The 26,109-nt window shown below is 69.0% G+C and carries 23 protein-coding genes; 22 read left to right on the forward strand and 1 reads right to left on the reverse strand.

Features of this window, described 5'->3' with window-relative positions; all coding sequences use genetic code 11:
* The first annotated feature begins 126 nt into the window (after positions 1–126).
* The 9 genes from C7C46_RS16885 to C7C46_RS16930 all read left to right on the forward strand — a co-directional run bounded on the left by C7C46_RS16885 (position 127) and on the right by C7C46_RS16930 (position 14,440).
* Positions 127–969, forward strand: a complete 843-nt coding sequence (locus C7C46_RS16885; protein ID WP_110670491.1) for an SCO4651 family lipoprotein — start codon at positions 127–129, stop codon at positions 967–969.
* Positions 970–1,043: 74 nt separating this feature from the next.
* Positions 1,044–1,901: an SCO4651 family lipoprotein gene (locus tag C7C46_RS16890; RefSeq protein WP_110670493.1), complete on the forward strand. Its 858-nt coding sequence runs from the start codon at positions 1,044–1,046 to the stop codon at positions 1,899–1,901.
* Positions 1,902–2,235: 334 nt separating this feature from the next.
* Positions 2,236–2,799: a 50S ribosomal protein L10 gene (gene rplJ, locus C7C46_RS16895; RefSeq protein ID WP_110670495.1), complete on the forward strand. Its 564-nt coding sequence runs from the start codon at positions 2,236–2,238 to the stop codon at positions 2,797–2,799.
* An 88-nt stretch (positions 2,800–2,887) separates the two neighbouring features.
* Complete coding sequence (gene rplL / locus C7C46_RS16900) at positions 2,888–3,271, forward strand: 50S ribosomal protein L7/L12 (protein ID WP_110670496.1); 384 nt, start codon at positions 2,888–2,890, stop codon at positions 3,269–3,271.
* 626 nt (positions 3,272–3,897) lie between these two features.
* Positions 3,898–7,374: a DNA-directed RNA polymerase subunit beta gene (rpoB, locus tag C7C46_RS16910; RefSeq protein ID WP_110670499.1), complete on the forward strand. Its 3,477-nt coding sequence runs from the start codon at positions 3,898–3,900 to the stop codon at positions 7,372–7,374.
* Between the two features lie 100 nt (positions 7,375–7,474).
* A complete protein-coding gene (locus C7C46_RS16915) occupies positions 7,475–11,377 on the forward strand; it encodes a DNA-directed RNA polymerase subunit beta' (protein ID WP_110670501.1) in 3,903 nt (1,300 codons plus the stop codon).
* A gap of 128 nt (positions 11,378–11,505) precedes the next feature.
* Positions 11,506–12,231 (forward strand): SIR2 family NAD-dependent protein deacylase, encoded by a 726-nt coding sequence (locus C7C46_RS16920; protein WP_110670740.1) that lies wholly within the window; start codon positions 11,506–11,508, stop codon positions 12,229–12,231.
* Positions 12,228–13,436 (forward strand): cytochrome P450, encoded by a 1,209-nt coding sequence (locus tag C7C46_RS16925; protein WP_110670503.1) that lies wholly within the window; start codon positions 12,228–12,230, stop codon positions 13,434–13,436. Before C7C46_RS16920 ends, C7C46_RS16925 begins: the two co-directional genes overlap by 4 nt.
* Entirely contained in the window at positions 13,433–14,440 is a 1,008-nt protein-coding gene (locus tag C7C46_RS16930; protein ID WP_245984463.1) for an ADP-ribosylglycohydrolase family protein, read from the forward strand. Before C7C46_RS16925 ends, C7C46_RS16930 begins: the two co-directional genes overlap by 4 nt.
* Before the next feature lies 1 nt (position 14,441).
* Here C7C46_RS16930 and C7C46_RS16935 read toward each other — a convergent pair whose 3' ends face one another.
* The gene (locus C7C46_RS16935; RefSeq protein WP_245984464.1) at positions 14,442–15,737 is read right to left on the reverse strand and encodes a DUF2786 domain-containing protein; all 1,296 of its coding nucleotides are present in this window, start codon (positions 15,735–15,737) and stop codon (positions 14,442–14,444) included.
* A gap of 113 nt (positions 15,738–15,850) precedes the next feature.
* Between C7C46_RS16935 and C7C46_RS16940 the strand changes: the two genes are divergently transcribed.
* The 13 genes from C7C46_RS16940 to rpsC all read left to right on the forward strand — a co-directional run bounded on the left by C7C46_RS16940 (position 15,851) and on the right by rpsC (position 26,106).
* On the forward strand, positions 15,851–16,429 hold the full coding sequence (locus C7C46_RS16940) for a DUF1707 and DUF4190 domain-containing protein (RefSeq protein ID WP_342775408.1): 579 nt from the start codon (positions 15,851–15,853) through the stop codon (positions 16,427–16,429).
* 345 nt (positions 16,430–16,774) lie between these two features.
* The gene (gene rpsL / locus C7C46_RS16945) at positions 16,775–17,146 is read left to right on the forward strand and encodes a 30S ribosomal protein S12 (RefSeq protein ID WP_014144289.1); all 372 of its coding nucleotides are present in this window, start codon (positions 16,775–16,777) and stop codon (positions 17,144–17,146) included.
* 2 nt (positions 17,147–17,148) lie between these two features.
* Positions 17,149–17,619 carry a 30S ribosomal protein S7 gene (gene rpsG, locus C7C46_RS16950; RefSeq protein ID WP_035848142.1) on the forward strand — a complete coding sequence of 157 codons (471 nt, stop codon included), beginning with the start codon at positions 17,149–17,151 and terminating at the stop codon, positions 17,617–17,619.
* Between the two features lie 39 nt (positions 17,620–17,658).
* Entirely contained in the window at positions 17,659–19,764 is a 2,106-nt protein-coding gene (fusA, locus tag C7C46_RS16955; RefSeq protein WP_110670509.1) for an elongation factor G, read from the forward strand.
* Between the two features lie 219 nt (positions 19,765–19,983).
* A complete protein-coding gene (gene tuf / locus C7C46_RS16960; RefSeq protein WP_110670511.1) occupies positions 19,984–21,177 on the forward strand; it encodes an elongation factor Tu in 1,194 nt (397 codons plus the stop codon).
* 552 nt (positions 21,178–21,729) lie between these two features.
* On the forward strand, positions 21,730–22,038 hold the full coding sequence (gene rpsJ / locus C7C46_RS16965) for a 30S ribosomal protein S10 (protein ID WP_012785157.1): 309 nt from the start codon (positions 21,730–21,732) through the stop codon (positions 22,036–22,038).
* A 14-nt stretch (positions 22,039–22,052) separates the two neighbouring features.
* Positions 22,053–22,700, forward strand: coding sequence for a 50S ribosomal protein L3 (gene rplC, locus C7C46_RS16970; protein ID WP_110670513.1), 648 nt, complete (start codon positions 22,053–22,055; stop codon positions 22,698–22,700).
* Between the two features lie 4 nt (positions 22,701–22,704).
* Entirely contained in the window at positions 22,705–23,382 is a 678-nt protein-coding gene (rplD, locus tag C7C46_RS16975; RefSeq protein WP_110670515.1) for a 50S ribosomal protein L4, read from the forward strand.
* A complete protein-coding gene (rplW, locus tag C7C46_RS16980; RefSeq protein ID WP_073924305.1) occupies positions 23,382–23,702 on the forward strand; it encodes a 50S ribosomal protein L23 in 321 nt (106 codons plus the stop codon). The genes rplD and rplW overlap by 1 nt, the downstream gene beginning before the upstream one ends.
* A gap of 36 nt (positions 23,703–23,738) precedes the next feature.
* Positions 23,739–24,575 carry a 50S ribosomal protein L2 gene (gene rplB / locus C7C46_RS16985; protein ID WP_110670519.1) on the forward strand — a complete coding sequence of 279 codons (837 nt, stop codon included), beginning with the start codon at positions 23,739–23,741 and terminating at the stop codon, positions 24,573–24,575.
* An 11-nt stretch (positions 24,576–24,586) separates the two neighbouring features.
* Entirely contained in the window at positions 24,587–24,868 is a 282-nt protein-coding gene (gene rpsS, locus C7C46_RS16990) for a 30S ribosomal protein S19 (protein WP_110670521.1), read from the forward strand.
* Between the two features lie 60 nt (positions 24,869–24,928).
* Positions 24,929–25,276, forward strand: a complete 348-nt coding sequence (gene rplV, locus C7C46_RS16995) for a 50S ribosomal protein L22 (RefSeq protein WP_035848166.1) — start codon at positions 24,929–24,931, stop codon at positions 25,274–25,276.
* Positions 25,276–26,106 carry a 30S ribosomal protein S3 gene (gene rpsC / locus C7C46_RS17000; protein WP_110670523.1) on the forward strand — a complete coding sequence of 277 codons (831 nt, stop codon included), beginning with the start codon at positions 25,276–25,278 and terminating at the stop codon, positions 26,104–26,106. Before rplV ends, rpsC begins: the two co-directional genes overlap by 1 nt.
* Positions 26,107–26,109 lie beyond the last annotated feature (3 nt).

Below are 26,109 nucleotides of genomic sequence, written 5' to 3' on the forward strand. Positions count from 1 at the left end.
AGGCCCGCACCCCGTACGGGGTGCGGGCCTTCGTCATGAGCGGCGCCGGAACCGAAACCGGTGGCGGGGGAGTCCCAGGTCTCGGCTAGAGTCCGCTCTGATTGTCACAAGACCTTGGGGAGCACCATGCGGATCACCCGCATCACCACCACCGCCGTCACCGCCGCGCTTCTCGTGGCGGGCCTGGCGGCCTGCGGCAGCAGCGCCGCCAAGGCGCCCTCCAGCAGCGCCGCGACCGGCGCCGCGGGCGCCGGGTCGGTGGGGCTGCCGGGCGGAGCGCCGAAGACCGAGCTGACCCTCGCCGCCGCGGTGATGCAGAAGGCCGGCAGCGCCAAGATCGCGCTCAGCTCGACGGACGGCAGCACCGGCAGCGGCGTGTACGGCTGGTCCGGCAAGCCCCGGCTGGACTTCGCCGAGCAGTCCAGCGGCAAGCCGCTGAAGGTCCGGCTGGTGGACGACACCGTCTACCTCGGCGCCTCGGACACCGAGGCGGTCCTGCTCGGCGGCAAGCACTGGGTCAAGCTGCCCGCCTCCGGCCCCGGCGGCCAGGTGGCCGCCAGCTTCAAGACGCTGGAGCTGATGGTCAACCCGGCCGCCCAGCTGGCTGCCGCGGCCCAGGCCGGCACCCTGAAGAAGGTCGGCGCCGAGACCCTGGACGGCGTCCAGGCCCAGCACTACCAGAGCACCATGCCGGTGGCGACGCTGCTGCAGAGCATGCCCGACCTGACCGCCGACCAGCGCACCGCGGCGCAGGACTCGCTCAAGTCGGACGGGGACTCGATCACCACCGACTTCTGGCTCAACGACAAGCGCCAGCTGCTCCAGGAGAAGGAGGTCGGCTCGGACAGCTCCGCCACCCCGGAGACCGTCAAGTACACCGACCTCGGCACCGCGGTGAACGTCACCGCCCCGCCCGCCAGTGACCTGGGCAGCGCGGCGGACGCGGCCAAGCTGCTCGGCGGCAGCTGACCTGCCCTGCCGGGTGCCGGCCACGGGACGCATGGCACCCTGAAGCGACCGACGGACTACGGGAGGCGGGCAGCATGGCGCGGTGGCGACCGGCCGGTGCGGTGCTGGCCGCTGCCGTGCTGCTGGCCACCCTGGCGGGCTGCGGCTCGGGCGGCGACGGGCCGGCCGGTGCCGGTCGGCCCTCGCCGACCGCCGCGGGCAGCTCGCCCAGCCCCTCGGCCAAGTCGACCGACCGCTCGCCGCAGGGCGTCATGCTGGCCGCCGAGCAGGCGCTGCAGACCGCCCGGCGGGCCCAGCTGACCTACCGCTTCGACACCCCGGACGGGACCAGCGACAGCGCGGACGGGGTGCTCTTCTGGGCCCCGCGGACGATCATGAAGCTGGCCAGGACCACGCCGGGCGCCACCGACCAGCTGATCGTGATGGACACCGTCTGCTACCGCGGCGGGGACGCGGCCACGGCCGCCCGCCTCGGTGGCAAGCACTGGGAGAAGACGGCCGAGGTGACCGGCCCGGACGGCCGCAAGGAGACCCCGTACGCCTCGCTGGTGGACCAGCTCAACCCGCTGCAGGCGGTCACCGCGGCCGCCGCGGCCACGGACCTGAAGCTGGTCGGCCCGGAGAACCTGGGGGCGGGGCCGGTCGAGCACTACACCGCGACCCTCACCGTGGCCGGCTACGTCGCGGCCCAGCAGAACCTGCTCACCGCGGACCGGCGCGAGCAGCTGACCGCCGCGCTCGGTTCGGGCGGGCTGACCACGCTGACCCTGGACCTGTGGCTGAACGACAAGGACCAGCTGGTCCAGCTGCACCGGTCGGGCGCCGGCACCGCGGGCCGGCTGGACCAGCTGGTCATCTACAGCGACTGGGGCGGCCAGCTCGCGGTGCTGGCCCCGGCCGAGAGCGACACCCGGGACACCTCGGGCGGCTAGGCCCCGGGCCGGGATCACCCGATTTGGTGTTCCCGCCCCCTTGACCGTAGGCTGATGGCTGCCAAAGACCGCTGGTTGTTCGTGCCTCGCCCCCGGGCGTGGCCGATCCGAAGGTTCTGCGTCTCACGCAGGCAGCCCGCGCAGGAGCAGTTGGAGCTTGGACTTCCGTTCGCACGCCCATGGCATGCGTTCGTCGAGGTCCTTTCGAGCCCCGTGCGCCTGCGCACCGGGGCTCTTCTCGTTCCCGCGCGGGTTCCTTCCGGGGGTCGGTGGCACCGTAGGTCGACTGTCCCTGGTCGGCCGACCTCGACATCACGGAAGGAGGCGTAAGCCCATGGCCAGGCCTGACAAGGCTGATGCCGTCGCGGAGATCGCGGACAAGTTCCGCTCCTCCAACGCGGCCGTGCTGACCGAGTACCGCGGTCTCACGGTGAAGCAGGTCAAGACGCTGCGTCGCTCGCTGGGTGACAACGCCCAGTACGCCGTGGTGAAGAACACGCTGACCAAGATCGCGGCCAACGAGGCCGGGATCACGCAGCTCGACGACCAGTTCACCGGTCCGACGGCTGTTGCCTTCGTCACCGGTGACCCGGTGGAGTCGGCGAAGGCTCTGCGTGACTTCGCCAAGGAGAACCCCGCCCTGATCATCAAGGGCGGCGTGCTCGACGGTAAGGCGCTGTCTGCCGACGAGATCAAGAAGCTCGCGGACCTCGAGTCCCGCGAGGTGCTGCTCGCCAAGCTGGCGGGTGCCCTGAAGGCCAAGCCCTCCCAGGCTGCCGCGCTCTTCCAGGCCCTGCCCTCCAAGCTCGTCCGCACCGTGGACGCGCTTCGCGAGAAGAAGGCCGAGCAGGGCGGTGCCGGTACGCCGGCTCCCGCCGAGGACGCCGCTGCGGAGTAGTTCCGCCGCGAGCCCCTCGCCGCGGGCGACGTGCCCGCCAACCCCGTACATCCGGCACCACCTGCCGATTTAGTGGAAGGACGCCATCATGGCGAAGCTGTCCCAGGACGAGCTGCTCGAGGTCTTCGCTGAGATGACCCTCATCGAGATCTCCGAGTTCGTTAAGGCGTTCGAGGAGAAGTTCGACGTCACCGCCGCCGCCCCGGTCGCCGTTGCCGGCATCGCCGCTGCCGGCCCGGCCGCCGAGGTCGAGGAGGAGAAGGACGAGTTCGACGTCGTTCTCGAGGGCGCCGGCGACAAGAAGATCCAGGTCATCAAGGAGGTCCGCTCGCTGACCTCGCTCGGCCTCAAGGAGGCCAAGGACCTGGTGGACACCGCTGGCGCGGTCGTCCTCGAGAAGGTCAACAAGGAGACCGCCGAGAAGGCGAAGGCTGCCCTCGAGGGCGCTGGCGCCAAGGTCGTCCTGAAGTAGTCCGGAGCTCCGCAAGGAGTTCTGCGGGCCGGGCCGGCCACCCCGCACGGGGTGGCCGGCCCGGCCTTTCTGTTTGTCCGGAACAGGCCGCTCGGGGTTCACCGGACTGTCAGCGGCGGCGAGTAGGGTGATCACTGCTGTAACGCCGAGGGGCTCCCCGGCGATGAACAGTGCGAGGTCCGCCCTCCGGGCGGGCCTTGACGAACTGCGGCAGGCGCGCGATTCTCAAGGCGCGCGCCGACACCCCGAGGGCGGTCGGCCGTTAGTTTGGGTGGCTCCCGGATGCATAACCAGGGGTCGCGGCGGGAAATGACTCCACGTGAGTCGCGGTGCCGGCCTCCTCAGCGAGGTGAGGCACCGCAGTAGTACACACGGCCCCCAGGGCCGTGCGAGAGCGGCGCCAGCAGTACTAGCAGTACATGACGGAGGGAGTGTCCGATTCGGTCTCCGAATCAGGACTGGACAGCAGTGTGGCGTTTGGCTACACTGTCCCTTTGCGCTGCCTGTTAGCTGCTCCGTGACTCGTCGCCCGGAGTCTGCGCTGCCCTGACCTGGGATAACTTCCCTCGGCAAGGCCCGGCCGGTACGCGCGTAGTGAGCTCCGAGCCCTCGGAAGGACCCCCCTCTTGGCCGCGCCGCGCAACGCCTCGAACAATTCCGCCGCATCCACCGCCCCGCTCCGCGTCTCGTTCGCGAAGATCAAGGAGCCCCTCGAGGTACCGAACCTCCTGGCCCTGCAGACCGAGAGCTTTGACTGGCTGCTCGGCAACGCGGCCTGGAAGTCCCGGGTCGAGGAGGCGCTGGAGTCTGGTCTGGACGTCCCCACCAAGTCCGGTCTGGAGGAGATCTTCGAGGAGATCTCCCCGATCGAGGACTTCAGTGGGTCGATGTCTCTGACCTTCCGCGACCACCGTTTCGAGCCGCCGAAGAACTCCATTGACGAGTGCAAGGACCGCGACTTCACGTACGCGGCCCCGCTCTTCGTCACGGCCGAGTTCACCAACAACGAGACCGGTGAGATCAAGTCTCAGACGGTCTTCATGGGCGATTTCCCGCTCATGACCCACAAGGGCACCTTCGTGATCAACGGCACCGAGCGTGTCGTGGTCTCTCAGCTGGTCCGCTCCCCGGGCGTCTACTTCGACTCCACTCTGGACAAGGTGTCCGACAAGGACATCTTCTCCTGCAAGGTCATCCCCTCGCGTGGTGCCTGGCTGGAGATGGAGATCGACAAGCGCGACATGGTCGGTGTCCGCATCGACCGCAAGCGCAAGCAGTCGGTCACCGTCCTGCTCAAGGCTCTCGGCTGGACCAGCGAGATGATCCTCGAGGAGTTCGGTGAGTACGAGTCGATGCGCGCCACCCTGGAGAAGGACCACACCCAGGGCCAGGACGACGCGCTGCTCGACATCTACCGCAAGCTGCGTCCGGGGGAGCCGCCGACCCGTGAGGCCGCGCAGACCCTGCTCGAGAACCTCTACTTCAACCCGAAGCGCTACGACCTGGCGAAGGTCGGCCGCTACAAGGTCAACCGCAAGCTGGGCAACGCCGAGTCGCTGGACTCCGGCGTGCTCACCGAGCCCGACATCATCGGTGCGATCAAGTACCTGGTGAAGCTGCACGCGGGCGAGACCGAGTGGCGTGACGACGAGGGCCGCGACATCGTGGTCGAGGTCGACGACATCGACCACTTCGGCAACCGCCGCCTGCGCAACGTCGGCGAGCTGATCCAGAACCAGGTCCGTACGGGTCTCGCCCGTATGGAGCGCGTCGTGCGCGAGCGCATGACCACCCAGGACGTCGAGGCGATCACGCCGCAGACCCTGATCAACATCCGGCCGGTCGTCGCCTCCATCAAGGAGTTCTTCGGCACCAGCCAGCTGTCCCAGTTCATGGACCAGACGAACCCGCTGTCGGGCCTGACCCACAAGCGCCGTCTGTCCGCGCTGGGCCCCGGTGGTCTGTCCCGCGAGCGGGCCGGCTTCGAGGTCCGTGACGTGCACCCCTCGCACTACGGGCGCATGTGTCCGATCGAGACCCCCGAAGGCCCGAACATCGGTCTGATCGGGTCGCTGGCCTCGTACGGCCGGGTGAACGCCTTCGGCTTCATCGAGACCCCGTACCGCAAGGTCGTCGACGGCATCGTCACCGAGCAGGTGGACTACCTGACCGCTGACGAGGAGGACCGCTACGTCATCGCGCAGGCCAACGCGCCGCTGACCGATGACCTGCACTTCGCCGAGCCGCGCGTCCTGGTCCGTCGCCGTGGCGGGGAGATCGACTACATCCCCGGCACCGAGATCGACTACATGGACGTCTCGCCGCGCCAGATGGTGTCGGTCGCGACCGCCATGATCCCCTTCCTCGAGCACGACGACGCCAACCGCGCGCTGATGGGCTCGAACATGATGCGCCAGGCCGTCCCGCTGCTGCGCAGCGAGGCGCCCGTGGTCGGCACCGGCATGGAGTACCGCTGCGCCGTCGACGCCGCGGACGTCATCACCGCCGAGAAGGCCGGTGTGGTGCAGGAGGTCTCGGCCGACTACGTCACCGTGGCCAACGACGACGGCACGTACAACACGTACCGCGCCGCCAAGTTCACCCGCTCCAACCAGGGCACCGCCTTCAACCAGAAGGTGCTCGTGGACGAGGGCGTGCGGGTCGAGGCCGGCCAGGTGCTGGCCGACGGCCCGTGCACCGACGAGGGCGAGATGGCGCTGGGCAAGAACCTGCTCGTCGCCTTCATGTCCTGGGAGGGCCACAACTACGAGGACGCGATCATCCTGTCGCAGCGCCTCGTGCAGGACGACGTCCTCTCCTCGATCCACATCGAGGAGCACGAGGTCGACGCCCGTGACACCAAGCTGGGCCCCGAGGAGATCACCCGGGACATCCCGAACGTCTCCGAGGAGGTCCTCGCCGACCTCGACGAGCGCGGCATCATCCGGATCGGTGCGGACGTCGTCACCGGCGACATCCTGGTCGGCAAGGTCACCCCGAAGGGTGAGACCGAGCTGACCCCGGAGGAGCGCCTGCTGCGCGCCATCTTCGGTGAGAAGGCCCGTGAGGTCCGCGACACCTCGCTGAAGGTGCCGCACGGTGAGTCCGGCAAGGTCATCGGCGTCCGGGTGTTCGACCGCGAGGAGGGCGACGAGCTCCCGCCCGGCGTCAACCAGCTGGTCCGGGTCTACGTGGCCCAGAAGCGCAAGATCACCAACGGTGACAAGCTGGCCGGCCGCCACGGCAACAAGGGTGTCATCTCCAAGATCCTCCCGGTCGAGGACATGCCGTTCCTCGAGGACGGCACCCCGGTCGACATCATCCTCAACCCGCTGGGTGTCCCGTCCCGAATGAACCCGGGACAGGTCCTGGAGATCCACCTCGGGTGGCTCGCCAAGCAGGGCTGGGACGTCTCCGGGCTGAGCGAGGAGTGGGCCCGCCGCCTGCAGGTGATCGGCGCCGACAAGGTCGAGGGCGGCACCAACCTGGCCACCCCGGTCTTCGACGGCGCCCGCGAGGACGAGATCACCGGCCTGCTGGACCACACCACCCTCACCCGTGACGGTGAGCGCCTGGTGAACTCCACCGGCAAGGCCCGGCTGTACGACGGCCGCTCCGGCGAGCCGTTCCCGATGCCGGTCTCGGTCGGCTACATGTACATCCTCAAGCTGCACCACCTGGTCGACGACAAGCTGCACGCCCGGTCGACCGGTCCGTACTCGATGATCACCCAGCAGCCGCTGGGTGGTAAGGCGCAGTTCGGTGGTCAGCGCTTCGGTGAGATGGAGGTGTGGGCCCTTGAGGCGTACGGCGCGGCCTACGCGCTGCAGGAGCTGCTCACCATCAAGTCCGACGACGTCCTGGGCCGCGTGAAGGTCTACGAGGCGATCGTCAAGGGCGAGAACATCCCCGAGCCCGGCATTCCCGAGTCCTTCAAGGTGCTCATCAAGGAGATGCAGTCGCTCTGCCTCAACGTGGAGGTGCTGTCCTCGGACGGCTCCAACATCGAGCTCCGCGACTCCGACGAGGACGTGTTCCGCGCCGCCGAGGAGCTCGGCATTGACCTGTCCCGGCGCGAGCCGAGCAGCGTCGAAGAGGTCTGACGGAGGTAGGGCCGGCCTGACGGAGGTCAGGCCGGCCCGCCCCCAGGCCCCCTCAGACCACAAAAAGACTCTCGATTCACGAAAGAGGGCTTGACGACCAGTGCTTGACGTCAACTTCTTCGACGAGCTCCGCATCGGCCTGGCCACGGCTGACGACATCCGCCAGTGGTCGCACGGCGAGGTCAAGAAGCCGGAGACCATCAACTACCGCACGCTGAAGCCGGAAAAGGACGGCCTTTTCTGCGAGAAGATCTTCGGTCCCACCCGGGACTGGGAGTGCTACTGCGGTAAGTACAAGCGCGTCCGCTTCAAGGGCATCATCTGCGAGCGCTGCGGCGTCGAGGTGACCCGCGCCAAGGTGCGCCGTGAGCGGATGGGCCACATCGAGCTGGCCGCCCCGGTCACCCACATCTGGTACTTCAAGGGTGTCCCGTCCCGCCTGGGCTACCTGCTCGACCTGGCGCCGAAGGACCTCGAGAAGGTCATCTACTTCGCCGCCTACATGATCACCTGGGTGGACGACGAGCGCCGCCAGCGCGACCTGCCGTCCCTGGAGGCGCACGTCTCGGTCGAGCGCCAGCAGATCGAGAACCGCCGCGACGCCGACCTCGAGGCCCGTGCCAAGAAGGCCGAGACCGACCTGGCCGAGCTGGAGGCCGAGGGCGCCAAGGCGGACGTGCGCCGCAAGGTGCGCGAGGGCGCCGAGCGCGAGATGAAGCAGCTGCGCGACCGCGCGCAGCGCGAGATCGACCGTCTCGACGAGGTGTGGGCCCGCTTCAAGAACCTCAAGGTCCAGGACCTCGAGGGCGACGAGCTGCTCTACCGCGAGCTGCGCGACCGGTTCGGCACCTACTTCTCCGGTTCGATGGGCGCCGCCGCGCTCAAGGACCGGCTGGAGAGCTTCGACCTGGCCGAGGAGTCGGAGCGGCTGCGCGAGATCATCCGCACCGGCAAGGGCCAGAAGAAGACCCGTGCGCTCAAGCGCCTCAAGGTCGTCTCCGCCTTCCTGCAGACCACCAACAAGCCCAACGGCATGGTGCTGGACTGCGTCCCGGTGATCCCGCCGGACCTGCGTCCGATGGTCCAGCTGGACGGTGGCCGGTTCGCCACCTCCGACCTGAACGACCTGTACCGCCGCGTGATCAACCGCAACAACCGCCTGAAGCGGCTTCTCGACCTCGGCGCGCCCGAGATCATCGTGAACAACGAGAAGCGGATGCTCCAGGAGGCCGTCGACGCCCTCTTCGACAACGGTCGTCGTGGTCGTCCGGTCACCGGCCCGGGCAACCGCCCGCTGAAGTCCCTCAGCGACATGCTGAAGGGCAAGCAGGGTCGTTTCCGGCAGAACCTGCTCGGCAAGCGCGTCGACTACTCGGCCCGTTCGGTCATCGTCGTCGGCCCGCAGCTCAAGCTGCACCAGTGCGGTCTGCCCAAGGCGATGGCGCTGGAGCTCTTCAAGCCGTTCGTGATGAAGCGCCTGGTCGACCTGAACCACGCGCAGAACATCAAGTCGGCCAAGCGCATGGTCGAGCGCGCCCGCCCGGTGGTGTGGGACGTCCTCGAAGAGGTCATCGCCGAGCACCCGGTGCTGCTGAACCGTGCGCCCACCCTGCACCGCCTGGGCATCCAGGCCTTCGAGCCGCAGCTGGTCGAGGGCAAGGCCATCCAGATCCACCCGCTCGTCTGCACCGCGTTCAACGCGGACTTCGACGGTGACCAGATGGCCGTCCACCTGCCGCTGAGCGCGGAGGCCCAGGCCGAGGCCCGCATCCTGATGCTGTCCTCGAACAACATCCTGAAGCCGGCCGACGGTCGCCCGGTGACCATGCCGACCCAGGACATGGTGCTCGGTCTGTTCTTCCTGACCTCGGACCGCGAGGAGGTGAAGGGCGCCGGCCGCTCCTTCTCCTCGACCGCCGAGGCGATCATGGCCTTCGACGCCCGCGAGCTGGACGTCCAGGCCCCGATCCACCTGCGCCTGCCGATCGGCACCGTCCCGCCGCGCGGCTGGACCCCGCCGGTGGACGAGGAGTTCGGCGACGGCCAGCCGGCCTGGACCGAGGGCGAGTCGTTCCGGCTCACCACCACCCTGGGCCGCGCGCTCTTCAACGAGCTGCTGCCCGAGGACTACCCGTTCGTCGACTACGAGGTGGGCAAGAAGCAGCTCTCCGCGATCGTCAACGACCTGGCCGAGCGGTACCCCAAGGTCACCGTGGCGGCGACCCTGGACAACCTGAAGGCGGCCGGCTTCCACTGGTCGACCCGGTCCGGCGTCACCGTCTCGATCTCCGACGTCGTGGTGCCGCCGAGCAAGCCGCAGATCCTCGAGGGCTACGAGGCGCAGGCCGAGAAGGTCCAGAAGAACTACGAGCGCGGTCTGATGACCAACGACGAGCGCAAGCAGGAGCTCGTCAACATCTGGACCAAGGCGACCAACGAGGTCGCCGAGGCGATGAACGCGAACTTCCCGAAGACCAACCCCATCTTCATGATGGTGGACTCGGGTGCTCGCGGAAACATGATGCAGATGCGTCAGATCGCCGGTATGCGTGGTCTGGTGTCGAACGCGAAGAACGAGACCATCCCGCGTCCGATCAAGGCCTCGTTCCGTGAGGGCCTGTCGGTGCTGGAGTACTTCATCTCCACCCACGGTGCCCGTAAGGGTCTGGCCGACACCGCGCTGCGTACCGCCGACTCGGGTTACCTGACCCGTCGTCTGGTGGACGTCTCGCAGGACGTGATCATCCGCGAGGAGGACTGCGGCACCGAGCGCGGTCTGCGCCTGTCGATCGGCCAGGTCGGCGAGGACGGCGTGCTGCGCAAGGCGGAGGACGTCGAGACCAGCGTCTACGCCCGCATGCTGGCCGAGGACATCACGGTGGACGGCCGGCTCATCGCCACCGCCAACACCGACCTCGGTGACGTGCTGATCGACGAGCTGATCCGCCTGGGCATCGGCGAGGTCAAGACCCGCTCGATCCTGACCTGTGAGTCGGCCGTCGGCACCTGTGCCTTCTGCTACGGCCGCTCGCTGGCCACCGGCAAGCTGGTCGACATCGGTGAGGCGGTCGGCATCATCGCCGCCCAGTCCATCGGTGAGCCCGGCACCCAGCTGACGATGCGTACCTTCCACACCGGTGGTGTGGCCGGTGACGACATCACCCAGGGCCTGCCCCGTGTCGTCGAGCTCTTCGAGGCCCGTACCCCCAAGGGTGTGGCCCCGATCTCGGAGGCCGCCGGCCGGGCCCGGATCGAGGACACCGAGAAGACCCGCAAGATCGTCATCACCCCGGACGACGGCTCGGACGAGGTCGCGTACCCCGTCTCCAAGCGCGTCAAGCTCCTGGTGAGCGAGGGCGAGCAGGTCGAGGTCGGCCAGAAGCTGACCATGGGTGCCACCAACCCGCACGACGTGCTGCGGATCATGGGCCAGCGTGCCGTCCAGGTCCACCTGGTCGCCGAGGTCCAGAAGGTCTACAACTCGCAGGGCGTGTCGATCCACGACAAGCACATCGAGATCATCATCCGGCAGATGCTCCGCCGCGTGACGATCATCGAGTCGGGTGACGCCGAGCTGCTCCCGGGCGAGCTCGTCGAGCGCGGTCGCTTCGAGACCGAGAACCGTCGCGTGGTCTCCGAGGGCGGTCACCCCGCCTCCGGCCGTCCGCAGCTGATGGGTATCACCAAGGCCTCGCTGGCCACCGAGTCCTGGCTGTCGGCCGCCTCCTTCCAGGAGACGACCCGGGTGCTCACCGACGCGGCGATCCACGCCAAGTCGGACCCGCTGCTGGGCCTCAAGGAGAACGTCATCCTCGGTAAGCTCATCCCGGCCGGTACGGGTCTGCCCCGCTACCGCAACATCCGGGTCGAGCCGACCGAGGAGGCCAAGGCCGCGATGTACTCGGCCGTCGGCTACGACGACTACGACCTGTCGCCCTTCGGCGCCGGCTCCGGCCAGGCGGTCCCGCTGGACGACTACGACTACGGCCCGTACACCGGCTGAAGTCCGACCCGGTAGAACGCCGCAGGGCGGCCACCCTTCGTGGGTGGCCGCCCTGAGGCGTTCCCGGCCGCAGGCGTGCCGCGGAAAGCCGGGTGCGCCCGCCCGGCGCGGCGGCCTACCCTCGCTCCATGACCAGCCGAACCCTTGTCGCCGTCCTCACCGGTGCCGGAATCTCCACCGACTCCGGGATCCCCGACTACCGGGGCCCCAACGGCCTGTGGCAGCGCGATCCGTCGGCGCAGGACCTGGTCACCATCGGCCCCTACCTGACCGACACCGAGGTGCGGCAGCGGGCCTGGCTGATGCGCCGGGACGCGGGCGCCCTCGGCGCCGAGCCGAACGCCGGGCACCGGGCGCTGGTCGAGCTGGAGCGGGCGCTGCCGCTGCGGGTGCTCACCCAGAACGTGGACGGGCTGCACCAGAAGGCCGGGATGCCCGCGCGCAAGGTGCTCGAACTGCACGGCACCGCGCAGCAGGTGCAGTGCGTGCGGTGCCGGGTGCGCAGCACGATGGCCGAGGCGCTGGAGCGGGTGGCGGCCGGCGAGCCGGACCCGCCCTGCCGGGAGTGCGGCGGCATCCTCAAGCCCGCCACCGTGATGTTCGGCGAGCCGCTGGACCCGGTGGTGCTGGAGCAGGCGGCCGGCATCGCCCAGGCCTGCGACCTGTTCGTCGCGGTCGGCAGCAGCCTGCAGGTGCACCCGGCGGCCGGCCTGGTCGAGGTGGCGGTCAAGGCCGGCGCCCGACTGGTCGTCATGAACGCCGAGCCGACCCCGTACGACGAGTTGGCGAGCGAAGTGGTCCGGGAGCCCATCTCCACCGCCCTGCCGGCGCTGGTGGCCAGGGTGGCGGCATGACCACGGGCTTCGACCCCTGGTCGCCGGCGTTCGTCGCGCACCCGTACCAGGTCTACGCCGAGCTGCGGGCGCACTCCCCGGTGGTCTTCCACGAGGCCACCGGGCAGTGGCTGGTCTCCCGGCACGCGGACGTCAGCGCCCTGCTGCGGGACCGCCGGCTCGGGCGCACCTACACCCACCGGTTCAGCCACGAGGAGTTCGGGCGTCCGGCCCCCGACCCGGCACACGAGCCGTTCCACACCCTCAACGACAACGGCCTGCTGGACCTGGAGGCGCCGGACCACACCCGGATCCGCCGCCTGGTCTCCAAGGCCTTCACCCCGCGGATGGTGGCGGACCTGCGCCCGACCGTGGCCCGGCTGGCCGACGAGCTGGTCTCCGCGCTGATCGCGCAGGGCGGTGGCGACCTGATCGCGATGGTGGCCGAGCCGCTGCCGGTCGCGGTGATCGCCGAGATGCTGGGCGTGCCGGCCGCCGACCGCCACCTGCTGCGGCCCTGGTCGGCCGCGATCACCGGGATGTTCGAGCTCAACCCCTCGGCCGCCACGGCCGAGCGGGCGGTGGCCGCCAGCGTCGAGTTCTCCGACTACCTGCGGGCGCTGATCCGCGAGCGGCGCGCCGCCCTGGGCCCCGACCTGATCTCCGCGCTGATCGCGGCCCAGGAGGAGGGCGACCGGCTGACCGAGCAGGAGATGGTCTCCACCTGCGTGCTGCTGCTCAACGCCGGCCACGAGGCGACCGTCAACACCACCGGGAACGGCTGGTGGGCGCTGCTGCGCAACCCCGACCAGCTGGCCCTGCTCCGCTCCGACGTGGAGGCCCACCTGCCCACCGCCGTCGAGGAACTGCTGCGCTACGACACTCCGTTGCAGATGTTCGAGCGATGGGTGCTGGAGGACGTCGAGGTGGCCGGGGTGACGATCCCGCGCGGCAGCGAGCTCGCCCTGCTGTTCGGCTCCGCCAACCGCGACGAGGCCCGGTTCGCCGACCCCGACCGGCTGGACGTCACCCGGACCGACAACCCGCACCTGAGCTTCGGCGCCGGCCCGCACTTCTGCCTGGGCGCCCCGCTGGCCCGCCTCGAACTGGCCGAGTCCTACGGCGCACTGCTGCGCCGCGCCCCTGGCCTGGCCCTGCTGCGCGAACCGGCGTGGCAGCCCGGATACGTGATCCGCGGCCTGACCGAACTCCTGGTGACGGTATGAACGGTATGAAACGTGCCACCGGTGCCCTGCTGGGCCTCGCACTGGGCGACGCGCTCGGCTTCCCGACCGAGTTCCAGAACCTCGCCTACCTCGAGCGCACCTACGGCGACTGGCGCGAACTGCCGTTGCGCAGGCCCGCGATCGTCACCGACGACACCCAGATGACCCTGGCGCTGGCCCGGGCGCTGCGCACCGCGCTGGACCGCGGCCCGCTCGCCCCGCTGCGGCTGACCGGGCCGCTGCGCGAGGAGTTCGTCGAGTGGTGGCGCTCGCCGGAGAACAACCGGGCGCCCGGGCGGACCTGCCTGGTGGCCTGCGAGCTGCTCAGCCGCCCGAAGCGGCTGTGGCAGGACGCCAGTCAGATCGGCTCCAAGGGCTGCGGCGCCAACATGCGGGTGGCCCCGCTCGGCCTGGTCCGGGAGCTGACCGAGCGCCAGGTCAGCGGCGCCGCCCAGCTCCAGTCCGCGCTGACGCACGGTCACCCCACCGCGCTGGCCGCCAGCGAGCTGACCGCCTTCACGGTCCGGCTGCTCACCGAGGGCGCCCGGCCCGCCGAGCTGCCCGCGCTGCTGCGCGCGCACGCGCAGAGCCGGCGCACCTCCTACGACGCGACCTGGCTCGGCGACCTGGTCGCCCGCTCGCACGACCGTTCGGCCGAGGAGTTCATCGCCCGCGGCTGGGACGACTGCCTCGCCGTCCTCGACCGGCTCGACGCCGCGCTCGCCGCCCCGGACCCGGAGGCCGACCCGTGCCTGGTGACCGGCGAGGGCTGGATCGCCGAGGAGGCGCTGGCCACCGCGCTGCTCTGCTTCCTGCTCTTCCCCGCGGACCCGGTGCTGGCGATCCGCCGGGCCGCCTTCTCCTCCGGCGACTCCGACTCGCTCGCCTGCCTGGCCGGCGCCTTCGCCGGTGCCCACCACGGCGCCGACGCCTGGCCGGCCGACTGGGTCGAACACCTGGAGTACCGGGACGAGCTGCTGGCCTTCGGCGCCCGTTGGGACTGAGCTACTTCCGCCTGCCCTCCACCCGGGCCCGCCCGTGCAGGGCGGCCCGGTCGGCGGCGGCCCGGCCGGCCGCCCAGCCCTCGCCGTCACTGACCCGCACCCGCTGCGAGGTCAGCTTGGGGAACATCCGGTCGGTGGTCGTGTCCACCGCCTCCTCACGGGCCGCCAGCGCGGGCAGCAGCCGGGCGTCGGGCACCAGCTGCTCGGCGGTGCCGTCCGGGCGCAGGTGCCGCCCTGCAGCCGCTTCTCGGGTGGTCTGCTCGGTGGCCTCGGTCAGCCGCTCGCGGATCCGGGCCGCGTAGGAGACCAGGAAGGACTGCCGGAAGGCCCGGGTGCGGGAGGCGCCGTCCAGGTGCTGGCGGCTGCCGGCCTGCTGCATCGCGGCCGTCGCCTGCACCAGCAGCGAGGTGTAGAGCAGCTCCACCGCGTCCAGGTCCGAGTCGAAGCCGATCACGGTGCAGAAGGAGAACTCCTTCGCCCACACCACCCGGCACCGGTTCGCCGCCGCCACCGCGTCCAGCAGCATCGCCTTGGGGCCCTCGTACGGGTTCTCCACCCCGATCCGCACCGCACCGGGCACCCCCGCCCCGGCCGGGCCCGCCTGACCCGCCGCCAGCAGCGCCTCGTCGATGCTGTGCTGCGCCATCAGCTGCTGCGCCTTGCCGGTCAGTGCCTCGGCCTCCTGCGGGAACTCGGTGGACTCGGCCTTGGCCAGCAGGGCGCGGATCCGGGACAGCATCCGCGGCTCGCCCGGGACCGGCAGCTGCGCCCGGTGCTGGACGGGTGCGGCTCCCGGCACCGGGCCGACCGGCGCGATCACCGGCAGCCGGGCCAGCAGGGCGAGCAGTTCCAGCGCCGCGGTGGCCAACGCGAAGCGGTCCAGCCGGTGCCGCTCGGCGAAGCCGGCCAGGTACTCCTGGTCGGCCGGCCACCAGACCTCGGCGGCCAGCTCCCGCAGCTGCTCCAGCCAGCGCCGGTCCAGCGCGGCCGGGGCGTGCCGCCGGCCCTGGGCGGCCACCAGGTCCACCAGCAGCGCCTGGTGCACCGGGGTCAGGTCCCGGCGGACCAGGCGGGCCAGGTCGGCCGGCCGCCAGCCGCGCTCCCAGAGCCCGGCCAGCGTCCGGTCCGTCAGCGCCAGCAGGGCCCGGCTCACGGCCGGCCAGTGCTCGGCGGAGGCGGCCAGCACCGAGGCGCCGTCGTCCATCGCCCGGTCCACCCTTTTGGCAGCAGCCCCCAGGACCGCGCCGAGCGCCTCTTCCCACTGCCGCACCGTCGCCGAGTCCGCGTTCTCCGTCACCCGGCAATGATGCCGGAGCCGGGTTGCGGGCATGATGAGTCCGTACGGTCGAGCCGGAACCCCGGGCGGGCGCGGCGCGTCCTTACCTCGGAAGCACTAGGGGAGGAGTCCGGATGGGTGACATGCAGCCGTGGCTTCGTGACGGGTATCCCGCCCGCACGCCGTACCCGGCTCCCGCCCACTACCCGGCGGCCACCTCCGCGCACGCCGCCATGCGGGCCGCGCACACCGACCGCGAGCGGACGGTGGACGTGCTCAAGGCCGCCTACGCCGAGGGCCGGCTCTCCGCCGACGAGTACTCCCAGCGCTTCGACCTGGCGCACGGCGCCCAGACGTACGGGCAGCTGGCCCAGTTGGTGGCCGACCTGCCGAGCGGTCCGCTGGTGGTTCCGCTGGCCGCCCCGCTCGCCGCGGCCGTGCCGCCCGCCTTCCTGCCCCCGCCGGTGCGCCCGACGCCCAACAACGGCATGGCGATCGGCTCGCTGGTCCTGGGCCTGCTCTGCGTGCCGACCGCGGGCGCCACCGGGATCCCGGCGGTGGTGACCGGACACATCGCCCGCTCGCAGATCCGCCGGACCAAGGAGAGCGGGGACGGGATGGCGACATTCGGTCTGGTTCTGGGTTACCTTTCGGTGGCCGGCTGGGCCCTGCTGTTCCTGCTGGGCATGTTCGCCCTCGCCGTGCACTCCTGATCCCCGGGCCGCTCCAGCCGGTCCGACGGATATCTGCCAATGCCGCCACGACCTGCGGTGTCGCATTTGTTTTGACCGCGCCCGATGCGCTAGGTACGCTCTGACCTTGTGCCTGGGGTGTCCCCGGGTCCTTGTGCGTGCCAGCACACCGGCCGCTGCGGTGGCGAGGTCTCACCCGCCCCGCCCGCGCCGTCGCTGTGCGTCAGCCCATGGGATTCCGCGTGAGTCATCCCCCTGACAGGGCCCAACACACCCGACCTCGTGGTTCGGCGTGAGCTGGGAACTCGCATGGGAACGCCGCAGGTTAGTTTCACCCAGCCTTGGCACACAGAAAACGGAGAAACGGTGCCTACGATCCAGCAGCTGGTCCGGAAGGGCCGGCAGGACAAGGTCGAGAAGAACAAGACGCCCGCGCTGAAGGGTTCGCCCCAGCGCCGCGGCGTCTGCACGCGTGTGTACACGACCACCCCGAAGAAGCCGAACTCGGCGCTTCGTAAGGTCGCCCGTGTGCGCCTCACCAGCGGGATCGAGGTCACCGCGTACATCCCGGGCGAGGGCCACAACCTGCAGGAGCACTCGATCGTGCTCGTGCGTGGCGGTCGTGTTAAGGACCTTCCTGGTGTCCGCTACAAGATCATCCGCGGTTCGCTCGACACCCAGGGTGTCAAGAACCGCAAGCAGGCCCGCAGCCGCTACGGCGCCAAGAAGGAGAAGTAAGAATGCCTCGTAAGGGCCCCGCCCCGAAGCGCCCGGTCATCATCGACCCGGTTTACGGCTCCCCCTTGGTGACCTCGCTGGTCAACAAGATCCTGCTGCACGGCAAGCGCTCCACCGCCGAGCGGATCGTCTACGGCGCCCTCGAGGGCGTCCGCGAGAAGACCGGCTCCGACCCCGTCGTGACGCTCAAGCGCGCGCTGGAGAACGTGAAGCCGGCCCTCGAGGTCAAGTCCCGCCGTGTCGGTGGCGCGACCTACCAGGTCCCGGTCGAGGTCCGCCCCGGCCGCGCCAGCACCCTGGCGCTGCGCTGGATGGTCGGCTACTCCCGCGCCCGTCGCGAGAAGACCATGACCGAGCGTCTGATGAACGAGATCCTCGACGCCAGCAACGGCCTGGGCGCTTCCGTGAAGCGTCGTGAGGACACTCACAAGATGGCCGAGTCCAACAAGGCCTTCGCGCACTACCGCTGGTAGTCCGTACCCCGTCACTAGACAGAGAGAGAACGAGCCACCATGGCTGCAACCTCCCTTGACCTCGCCAGGGTCCGCAACATCGGGATCATGGCGCACATCGACGCGGGCAAGACCACCACCACCGAGCGGATCCTGTTCTACACCGGTGTCTCGTACAAGATCGGTGAGGTCCACGATGGCGCTGCCACCATGGACTGGATGGAGCAGGAGCAGGAGCGCGGCATCACGATCACGTCGGCCGCGACGACCTGTCACTGGACGCTCGACGGCTCCGACAACACCATCAACATCATCGACACCCCGGGCCACGTCGACTTCACCGTCGAGGTGGAGCGTTCGCTGCGCGTCCTGGACGGTGGCGTGACGGTGTTCGACGGCGTCGCCGGTGTCGAGCCCCAGTCCGAGACCGTGTGGCGGCAGGCTGACCGCTACGGTGTCCCGCGCATCTGCTTCATCAACAAGCTGGACCGCACGGGCGCCAACTTCTTCTTCTGCGTGCAGACCATCGTGGACCGCCTCGGCGCCACCCCGCTGGTCATGCAGCTGCCGATCGGCGCCGAGGGTGACTTCACCGGCGTCGTCGACCTGGTGAAGATGAAGGCCCTGGTCTGGTCGGCCGACGCGCCCAAGGGCGAGATGTACGACACCGTCGAGATCCCGGCCGACCTGGCCGAGCAGGCTGCGGAGTACCGCGAGCAGCTGATCGACACCGTGTCGAACACCAGCGACGAGGTGATGGAGCTCGCCCTCGAGGGCGAGGACATCCCCGAGGAGCTGCTGGTCGCCGCGATCCGCAAGGGCACCCTGGCGTCCGACTTCACCCCGATCTTCTGCGGCTCCGCGTTCAAGAACAAGGGCGTCCAGCCCCTGCTCGACGCGGTCGTGAAGTACCTGCCGTCGCCGCTCGACATCGAGGGCATCGAGGGCACCAAGCCGGGCAACGCCGAGGAGAAGATCGTCCGTCAGGCCTCGGACGACGAGCCGCTCGCCGCGCTCGCGTTCAAGATCATGTCGGACCCGCACCTCGGCAAGCTCACCTTCGTCCGGGTCTACTCGGGCCGCCTGGAGTCCGGCACCTCGGTGCTGAACTCGGTCAAGGGCAAGAAGGAGCGCATCGGCAAGATCTACCGCATGCACGCGAACAAGCGTGAGGAGATCGACTCGGTGGGCGCCGGCGACATCATCGCCGTCATGGGCCTGAAGCAGACCACCACCGGTGAGACGCTGTCCGACGAGAAGAACCCGGTCATCCTGGAGTCCATGGACTTCCCGGCCCCGGTCATCCGCGTCGCGATCGAGCCCAAGTCCAAGGGTGACCAGGAGAAGCTGGGTGTCGCCATCCAGCGTCTCGCCGAGGAGGACCCGTCCTTCCAGGTCAACACGGACGAGGAGACCGGCCAGACGATCATCGCGGGCATGGGCGAGCTGCACCTCGAGGTGCTGGTCGACCGCATGCGCCGTGAGTTCAAGGTCGAGGCCAACGTCGGCAAGCCGCAGGTCGCGTACCGCGAGACGATCCGTCAGGCCGTCGAGCGGATCGACTACACGCACAAGAAGCAGACCGGTGGTTCCGGCCAGTTCGCGAAGATCCAGATCGCGATCGAGCCGCTGGAGTCCGGCGAGGGCTACGAGTTCGTGAACAAGGTCACCGGTGGTCGCGTGCCGCGGGAGTACATCCCCTCGGTCGACGCGGGCTGCCAGGAGGCCATGGAGTTCGGCGTGCTCGCCGGCTACCCGCTGCAGGGCGTGCGCGTCACGCTCCTCGACGGTGCCGCGCACGACGTCGACTCCTCCGAGCTCGCGTTCAAGATCGCCGGTTCCATGGCGTTCAAGGAAGGCGCCCGCAAGGCGTCCCCGGCCCTGCTCGAGCCGATGATGGCCGTCGAGGTCATCTCGCCCGAGGAGTACATGGGCGAGGTCATCGGCGACGTCAACTCCCGCCGTGGCCAGATCCGGTCCATGGACGAGCGCCACGGCGCCCGCGTGGTGAACGCGCTGGTGCCGCTCTCCGAGATGTTCGGCTACGTCGGTGACCTGCGCAGCAAGACCTCCGGTCGCGCGAGCTACTCGATGCAGTTCGACTCGTACGCCGAGGTTCCGCGGAACGTGGCGGACGAAATCATCGCCAAGTCCAAGGGCGAGTAAGACCGGTCAGCCCGGTCGCGGATCCGTCCCGTGAATCAGGACGAATCCGAACCTTTAGGCTGATAGGAGAGGCCGGTGGGGTCGTACCCCGATCCCGCCGGCAGCTCCGGCCCCCATCCGCGGGACGGCGCGGGGTGTGTCAGAGCACCTCGGGCCACAACCCGATCAAAGACCAACTGACGTCGTACGGCGTACAGAACTGTCCTCAGGAGGACTGAAGTGGCGAAGGCGAAGTTCGAGCGGACGAAGCCCCACGTCAACATCGGCACCATCGGTCACATCGACCACGGTAAGACGACGCTGACTGCGGCCATTACCAAGGTGCTGCACGACGCGTACCCGGAGATCAACCCCTTCACGCCGTTCGACCAGATCGACAAGGCGCCGGAGGAGCGTCAGCGCGGTATCACCATCTCCATCGCGCACGTCGAGTACCAGACCGAGGCGCGTCACTACGCCCACGTCGACTGCCCGGGTCACGCGGACTACATCAAGAACATGATCACCGGTGCGGCCCAGATGGACGGTGCGATCCTCGTCGTCGCCGCCACCGACGGCCCGATGCCGCAGACCAAGGAGCACGTCCTCCTGGCCCGCCAGGTCGGCGTCCCCTACATCGTCGTCGCCCTGAACAAGGCCGACATGGTGGACGACGAGGAGATCCTGGAGCTCGTCGAGCTCGAGGTCCGCGAGCTGCTCTCCGAGTACGAGTTCCCGGGCGACGACCTGCCGGTCGTCCGCGTCTCCGCGCTGAAGGCGCTGGAGGGCGACAAGGAGTGGGGCGAGAAGCTCCTCGGCCTGATGGCCGCGGTCGACGAGGCCATTCCGACCCCGGAGCGCCTCACCGACCTGCCGTTCCTGATGCCGATCGAGGACGTCTTCACGATCACCGGTCGTGGCACCGTCGTCACCGGTCGTATCGAGCGCGGCATCCTCAAGGTCAACGAGACCGTCGACATCATCGGCATCAAGACCACCAAGACCACCACCACGGTCACCGGTATCGAGATGTTCCGCAAGCTGCTCGACGAGGGCCAGGCCGGTGAGAACGTCGGTCTGCTGCTCCGCGGCATCAAGCGCGAGGATGTCGAGCGCGGCCAGGTCATCATCAAGCCGGGTTCGGTTACGCCGCACACCGACTTCAAGGCCCAGGCCTACATCCTGTCGAAGGACGAGGGTGGCCGTCACACCCCCTTCTTCAACAACTACCGCCCGCAGTTCTACTTCCGTACCACGGACGTGACCGGCGTCGTGACCCTCCCCGAGGGCACCGAGATGGTCATGCCGGGCGACAACACCGCCATGGACGTCGCGCTGATCCAGCCCGTCGCCATGGAGCAGGGCCTCAAGTTCGCCATCCGTGAGGGTGGCCGGACCGTCGGCGCCGGCCAGGTCACCGAGATCATCAAGTAATTGATGCTCTGACCTAGCACGAAAAGGGCCCCGGAACCCGCTCGAAGGAGCGGGTTCCGGGGCTCTTTGGCGTCCGTGGGCGAGGATTTGACGGCGGATCAGGCGGCTACCCCTGCGCGATTGGCGTCAAACGCCCTTGATATGGCAAGATAGTCAAGTTGCTCGGTTGAGTGCCGATGCTGCGCGCCTCCCGCCGGGAGGACCGGAAGCGAGTCCCATCTACTCGTCGTTCCCGTGATGGCCGTTCATATGGTCCGTGTCTGCCCCTCGGGGCCGGCATGTGGGCCGTAGTGGTGTGTAAGCGACACCGCGGCAGCTGCGGGGCGAAAGTACGGGAATCTTCCGGGAAGCGTGGGCGGGGCCTCGACCCGGCGTTCCGCGGGTGCAAGACCGACCCGGACCCCAGAGGTGCTGTGCATCTCTTTTGCTGGCTCAGGCGCGACACGCCCGAGCGCGGGGGCCGGAGGCAACCATCCGGGACACCGCCGGACCAGTCCACCCGGACTGATCCGGTCGCAGAAGCAGCGACGACAGAAGGACTACGAAGTAGCCATGGCGGGACAGAAGATCCGCATCCGGCTCAAGGCCTACGACCACGAGGTCATCGACTCCTCGGCGAAGAAGATCGTCGAGACGGTGATCCGAACTGGTGCGCAGGTCGCGGGCCCGGTGCCGCTTCCCACTGAGAAGAACGTGTACTGCGTCATCCGCTCGCCGCACAAGTACAAGGACTCGCGCGAGCACTTCGAGATGCGTACTCACAAGCGTCTGATCGACATCCTCGACCCCACGCCGAAGACGGTTGACTCGCTCATGCGTCTCGACCTCCCGGCTGGTGTCGACATCGAGATCAAGCTCTGAGAGGCGCACCGAAGATGGCAAAGCAGATTAAGGGCATCCTGGGCGAGAAGCTCGGCATGACCCAGGTCTGGGACGAGAACAACCGGATCGTTCCGGTGACCGTCGTCAAGGCTGGGCCCAATGTCGTGACCCAGGTCCACACCGCTGACAGCGCTGCCGGCTACGACGCCGTGCAGATCGGTTTCGGCGAGATCGACCCCCGCAAGGTGAACAAGCCCCTCGCGGGTCACTTCGCCAAGGCCGGTGTCACCCCGCGCCGCCACCTGGTCGAGCTGCGTACCTCGGACGCGTCCGAGTACACGCTGGGCCAGGAGATCACCGCCGAGCTGTTCGAGGCGGGTGTCAAGGTCGACGTGACCGGCACCTCCAAGGGCAAGGGCTTCGCCGGTGTCATGAAGCGTCACAACTTCAAGGGCCTCGGCGCCGGTCACGGCACCCAGCGCAAGCACCGTTCGCCCGGTTCCATCGGTGGCTGCGCCACCCCGGGCCGCGTGTTCAAGGGCCTGCGCATGGCTGGTCGGATGGGCCACGAGCGTGTGACCACCCAGAACCTGACCGTGCACGCGGTCGACGCGGAGAAGGGCCTGCTGCTCATCAAGGGCGCCGTCCCGGGCCCGAACGGCGGCCTCGTCCTCGTCCGCACCGCGGCGAAGGGGCTGTGAGGAAATGAGCACCATTGACATCCTGTCGCCGGCTGGCGACAAGGCGGGCAGCCTCGAGCTGCCGGCCGAGATCTTCGACGCGAAGGTCAGCATCCCGCTGATGCACCAGGTCGTCGTGGCGCAGCTCGCTGCGGCCCGTCAGGGCACCCACAAGACCAAGACTCGCGGCGAGGTCCGTGGTGGCGGCAAGAAGCCGTACCGCCAGAAGGGCACCGGCCGGGCTCGTCAGGGCTCGACCCGTGCGCCGCAGTTCGCCGGCGGTGGCGTCGTGCACGGTCCCGTGCCGCGCGACTACTCGCAGCGGACCCCGAAGAAGATGATCGCCGCCGCGCTGCGCGGTGCGCTCACCGACCGGGCCCGCCACAACCGCATCCACGTCGTCACCGACGTGACCGCGACCGAGGCGCCGTCGACCAAGGCCGCCAAGAGCCTGTTCGGCAAGATCACCGACCGCAAGAACGTCCTCCTGGTCGTCGAGCGTGCGGACGAGCTGGGCCTCAAGTCCGCTCGCAACCTGCCGAACGTGCACATCCTGGACGCCGGTCAGCTGAACACCTACGACGTGCTCGTCTCCGACGATGTGGTCTTCACCCGGGCTGCTTTCGAGCGTTTCGTGGCGGGTCCCGCCGCGTCCGCCAAGGCTGTGGCTGCTGAGGGCGAGCTCGAAGGGAGCGCCGCCTGATGGCTGCAGAGATCACGAGCAAGACGTTCACGGACCCGCGTGACGTCCTGGTGAAGCCGGTCATCTCCGAGAAGAGCTACGCGCTCCTCGACGAGAACAAGTACACGTTCGTCGTGTCGCCCGGTGCCAACAAGACCCAGATCAAGCAGGCCGTCGAGGCGGTCTTCTCGGTCAAGGTCGAGTCCGTCAACACGCTCAACCGTCAGGGCAAGCGCAAGCGCTCCAAGACGGGCTTTGGCAAGCGCAAGGACACCAAGCGCGCCATCGTGACGCTGGCTGAGGGCAACCGCATCGACATCTTCGGTGGTCCGGTCTCCTAACGGAGAGTCGGATCGTCGTTAAGGACGAGGACAGAAATGGGTATCCGCAAGTACAAGCCGACTACGCCGGGCCGCCGCGGCTCCAGCGTGGCCGACTTCGTCGAGATCACGCGGTCCACGCCGGAGAAGTCGCTGGTTCGCCCCCTGCACAGCAAGGGTGGCCGCAACAACGCCGGTCGTATCACCGCACGCCACCAGGGTGGCGGACACAAGCGCGCCTACCGTGTGATCGACTTCCGTCGTCACGACAAGGACGGCGTGCCGGCCAAGGTCGCGCACATCGAGTACGACCCCAACCGCACCGCGCGCATCGCGCTGCTGCACTACGCGGACGGCGAGAAGCGCTACATCATCGCGCCGCGCGGCATCGGCCAGGGCGACCGGATCGAGAACGGCCCGACGGCCGACATCAAGCCGGGCAACAACCTGCCGCTGCGCAACATCCCGGTCGGTACCACCATTCACGCGGTGGAGCTGCGTCCCGGTGGCGGTGCCAAGATGGCCCGCTCCGCCGGTGCCGGCATCCAGCTGCTCGCCCGTGAGGGTCGCATGGCGCACCTGCGCATGCCCTCCGGCGAGATCCGCCTGGTCGACGTGCGCTGCCGCGCCACCGTCGGCGAGGTCGGCAACGCCGAGCAGTCGAACATCAACTGGGGCAAGGCCGGCCGTATGCGCTGGAAGGGCGTCCGCCCGACCGTGCGTGGTGTGGCCATGAACCCGATCGACCACCCGCACGGTGGTGGTGAGGGTAAGACCTCTGGTGGTCGCCACCCGGTCTCGCCGTGGGGTCAGAAGGAGGGACGCACCCGTAAGCCGAACAAGGCTTCGGACTCCCTCATCGTGCGCCGCCGCAAGACCAACAAGAAGCGCTAGGAGCAGGTCAGATGCCGCGCAGTCTCAAGAAGGGCCCCTTCATCGACGGCCACCTCATCAAGAAGGTGGACGCTCAGAACGAGGCGGGTACCCAGAACGTCATCAAGACCTGGTCCCGCCGCTCCGTGATCAGCCCGAGCATGCTCGGTCACACGATCGCGGTTCACGATGGCCGCAAGCACGTCCCGGTGTTCGTCACCGAGTCGATGGTCGGCCACAAGCTCGGCGAGTTCGCCCCCACGCGCACCTTCAAGGGGCACGTGAAGGAAGACCGCAAGTCGAAGCGCCGCTAGTCGCTACGCGAGCTTGAGCGCCAGAACGACTAAGTGACTTACTCCATTAAGGGGACAACTATGGAAGCCAGGGCCCAGGCGCGGTACATCCGCGTCACGCCCATGAAGGCCCGCCGCGTGGTGGACCTCATCCGTGGCCTGAATGCCACGGAGGCCCAGGCGATCCTGCGGTTCGCTCCGCAGGCCGCCACCGTGCCGGTGGGCAAGGTGCTCGACAGCGCCATTGCCAACGCCGTGCACAACTACAACCACAACAACGTGGACGACCTCGTGATCAGCGAGGCGTACGTTGACGAGGGCCCGACCCTGAAGCGGTTCCGTCCGCGCGCCCAGGGCCGTGCCTACCGGATCCGCAAGCGGACCAGCCACATCACCGTGGTCGTCAGCAGCAAGGAAGGGACCCGGTAATGGGCCAGAAGGTTAACCCGCACGGGTTCCGCCTCGGCATCAGCACGGACTTCAAGTCCCGCTGGTACGCCGACAAGCTGTACAAGGACTACGTCAAGGAAGACGTTGCCATTCGTCGCATGATGACGAAGGGCATGGAGCGCGCCGGCATCTCCAAGGTCGAGATCGAGCGCACCCGCGACCGCGTCCGCGTCGACATCCACACCGCTCGCCCCGGCATCGTCATCGGTCGCCGTGGCACCGAGGCCGACCGCATCCGCGGCGACCTCGAGAAGCTGACCGGCAAGCAGGTCCAGCTGAACATCCTCGAGGTCAAGAACCCCGAGCTGGACGCCCAGCTCGTGGCTCAGGGCGTCGCGGAGCAGCTGTCCAGCCGCGTCTCCTTCCGCCGTGCCATGCGCAAGAGCATGCAGGGCACCATGAAGTCCGGCGCCAAGGGCATCAAGGTCCAGTGCTCCGGTCGTCTCGGCGGCGCCGAGATGAGCCGTTCGGAGTTCTACCGCGAGGGCCGTGTGCCGCTGCACACCCTGCGCGCGAACGTCGACTACGGCTTCTTCGAGGCCAAGACGACCTTCGGCCGCATCGGCGTGAAGGTCTGGATCTACAAGGGCGACGTCAAGAACATCGCCGAGGTCCGCGCTGAGAACGCCGCTGCCCGCTCGGGCAACCGTCCGGCCCGCAACGACGCCCGCCCCGCGCGTGGCGGCGAGCGCGGTGGCCGTGGCGGCGAGCGTGGCGGCGCCCGTGGTGGCCGTCGTCCGGCTGCCGAGGCCCCCGCGGCCCCGGTGACCGAGGCTCCGGCTGCCGAGAGCACCGGAACGGAGGCCTGACCC

This window comes from Streptomyces tateyamensis (assembly GCF_003205575.1).
GTDB lineage: Bacteria > Actinomycetota > Actinomycetes > Streptomycetales > Streptomycetaceae > Kitasatospora > Kitasatospora tateyamensis.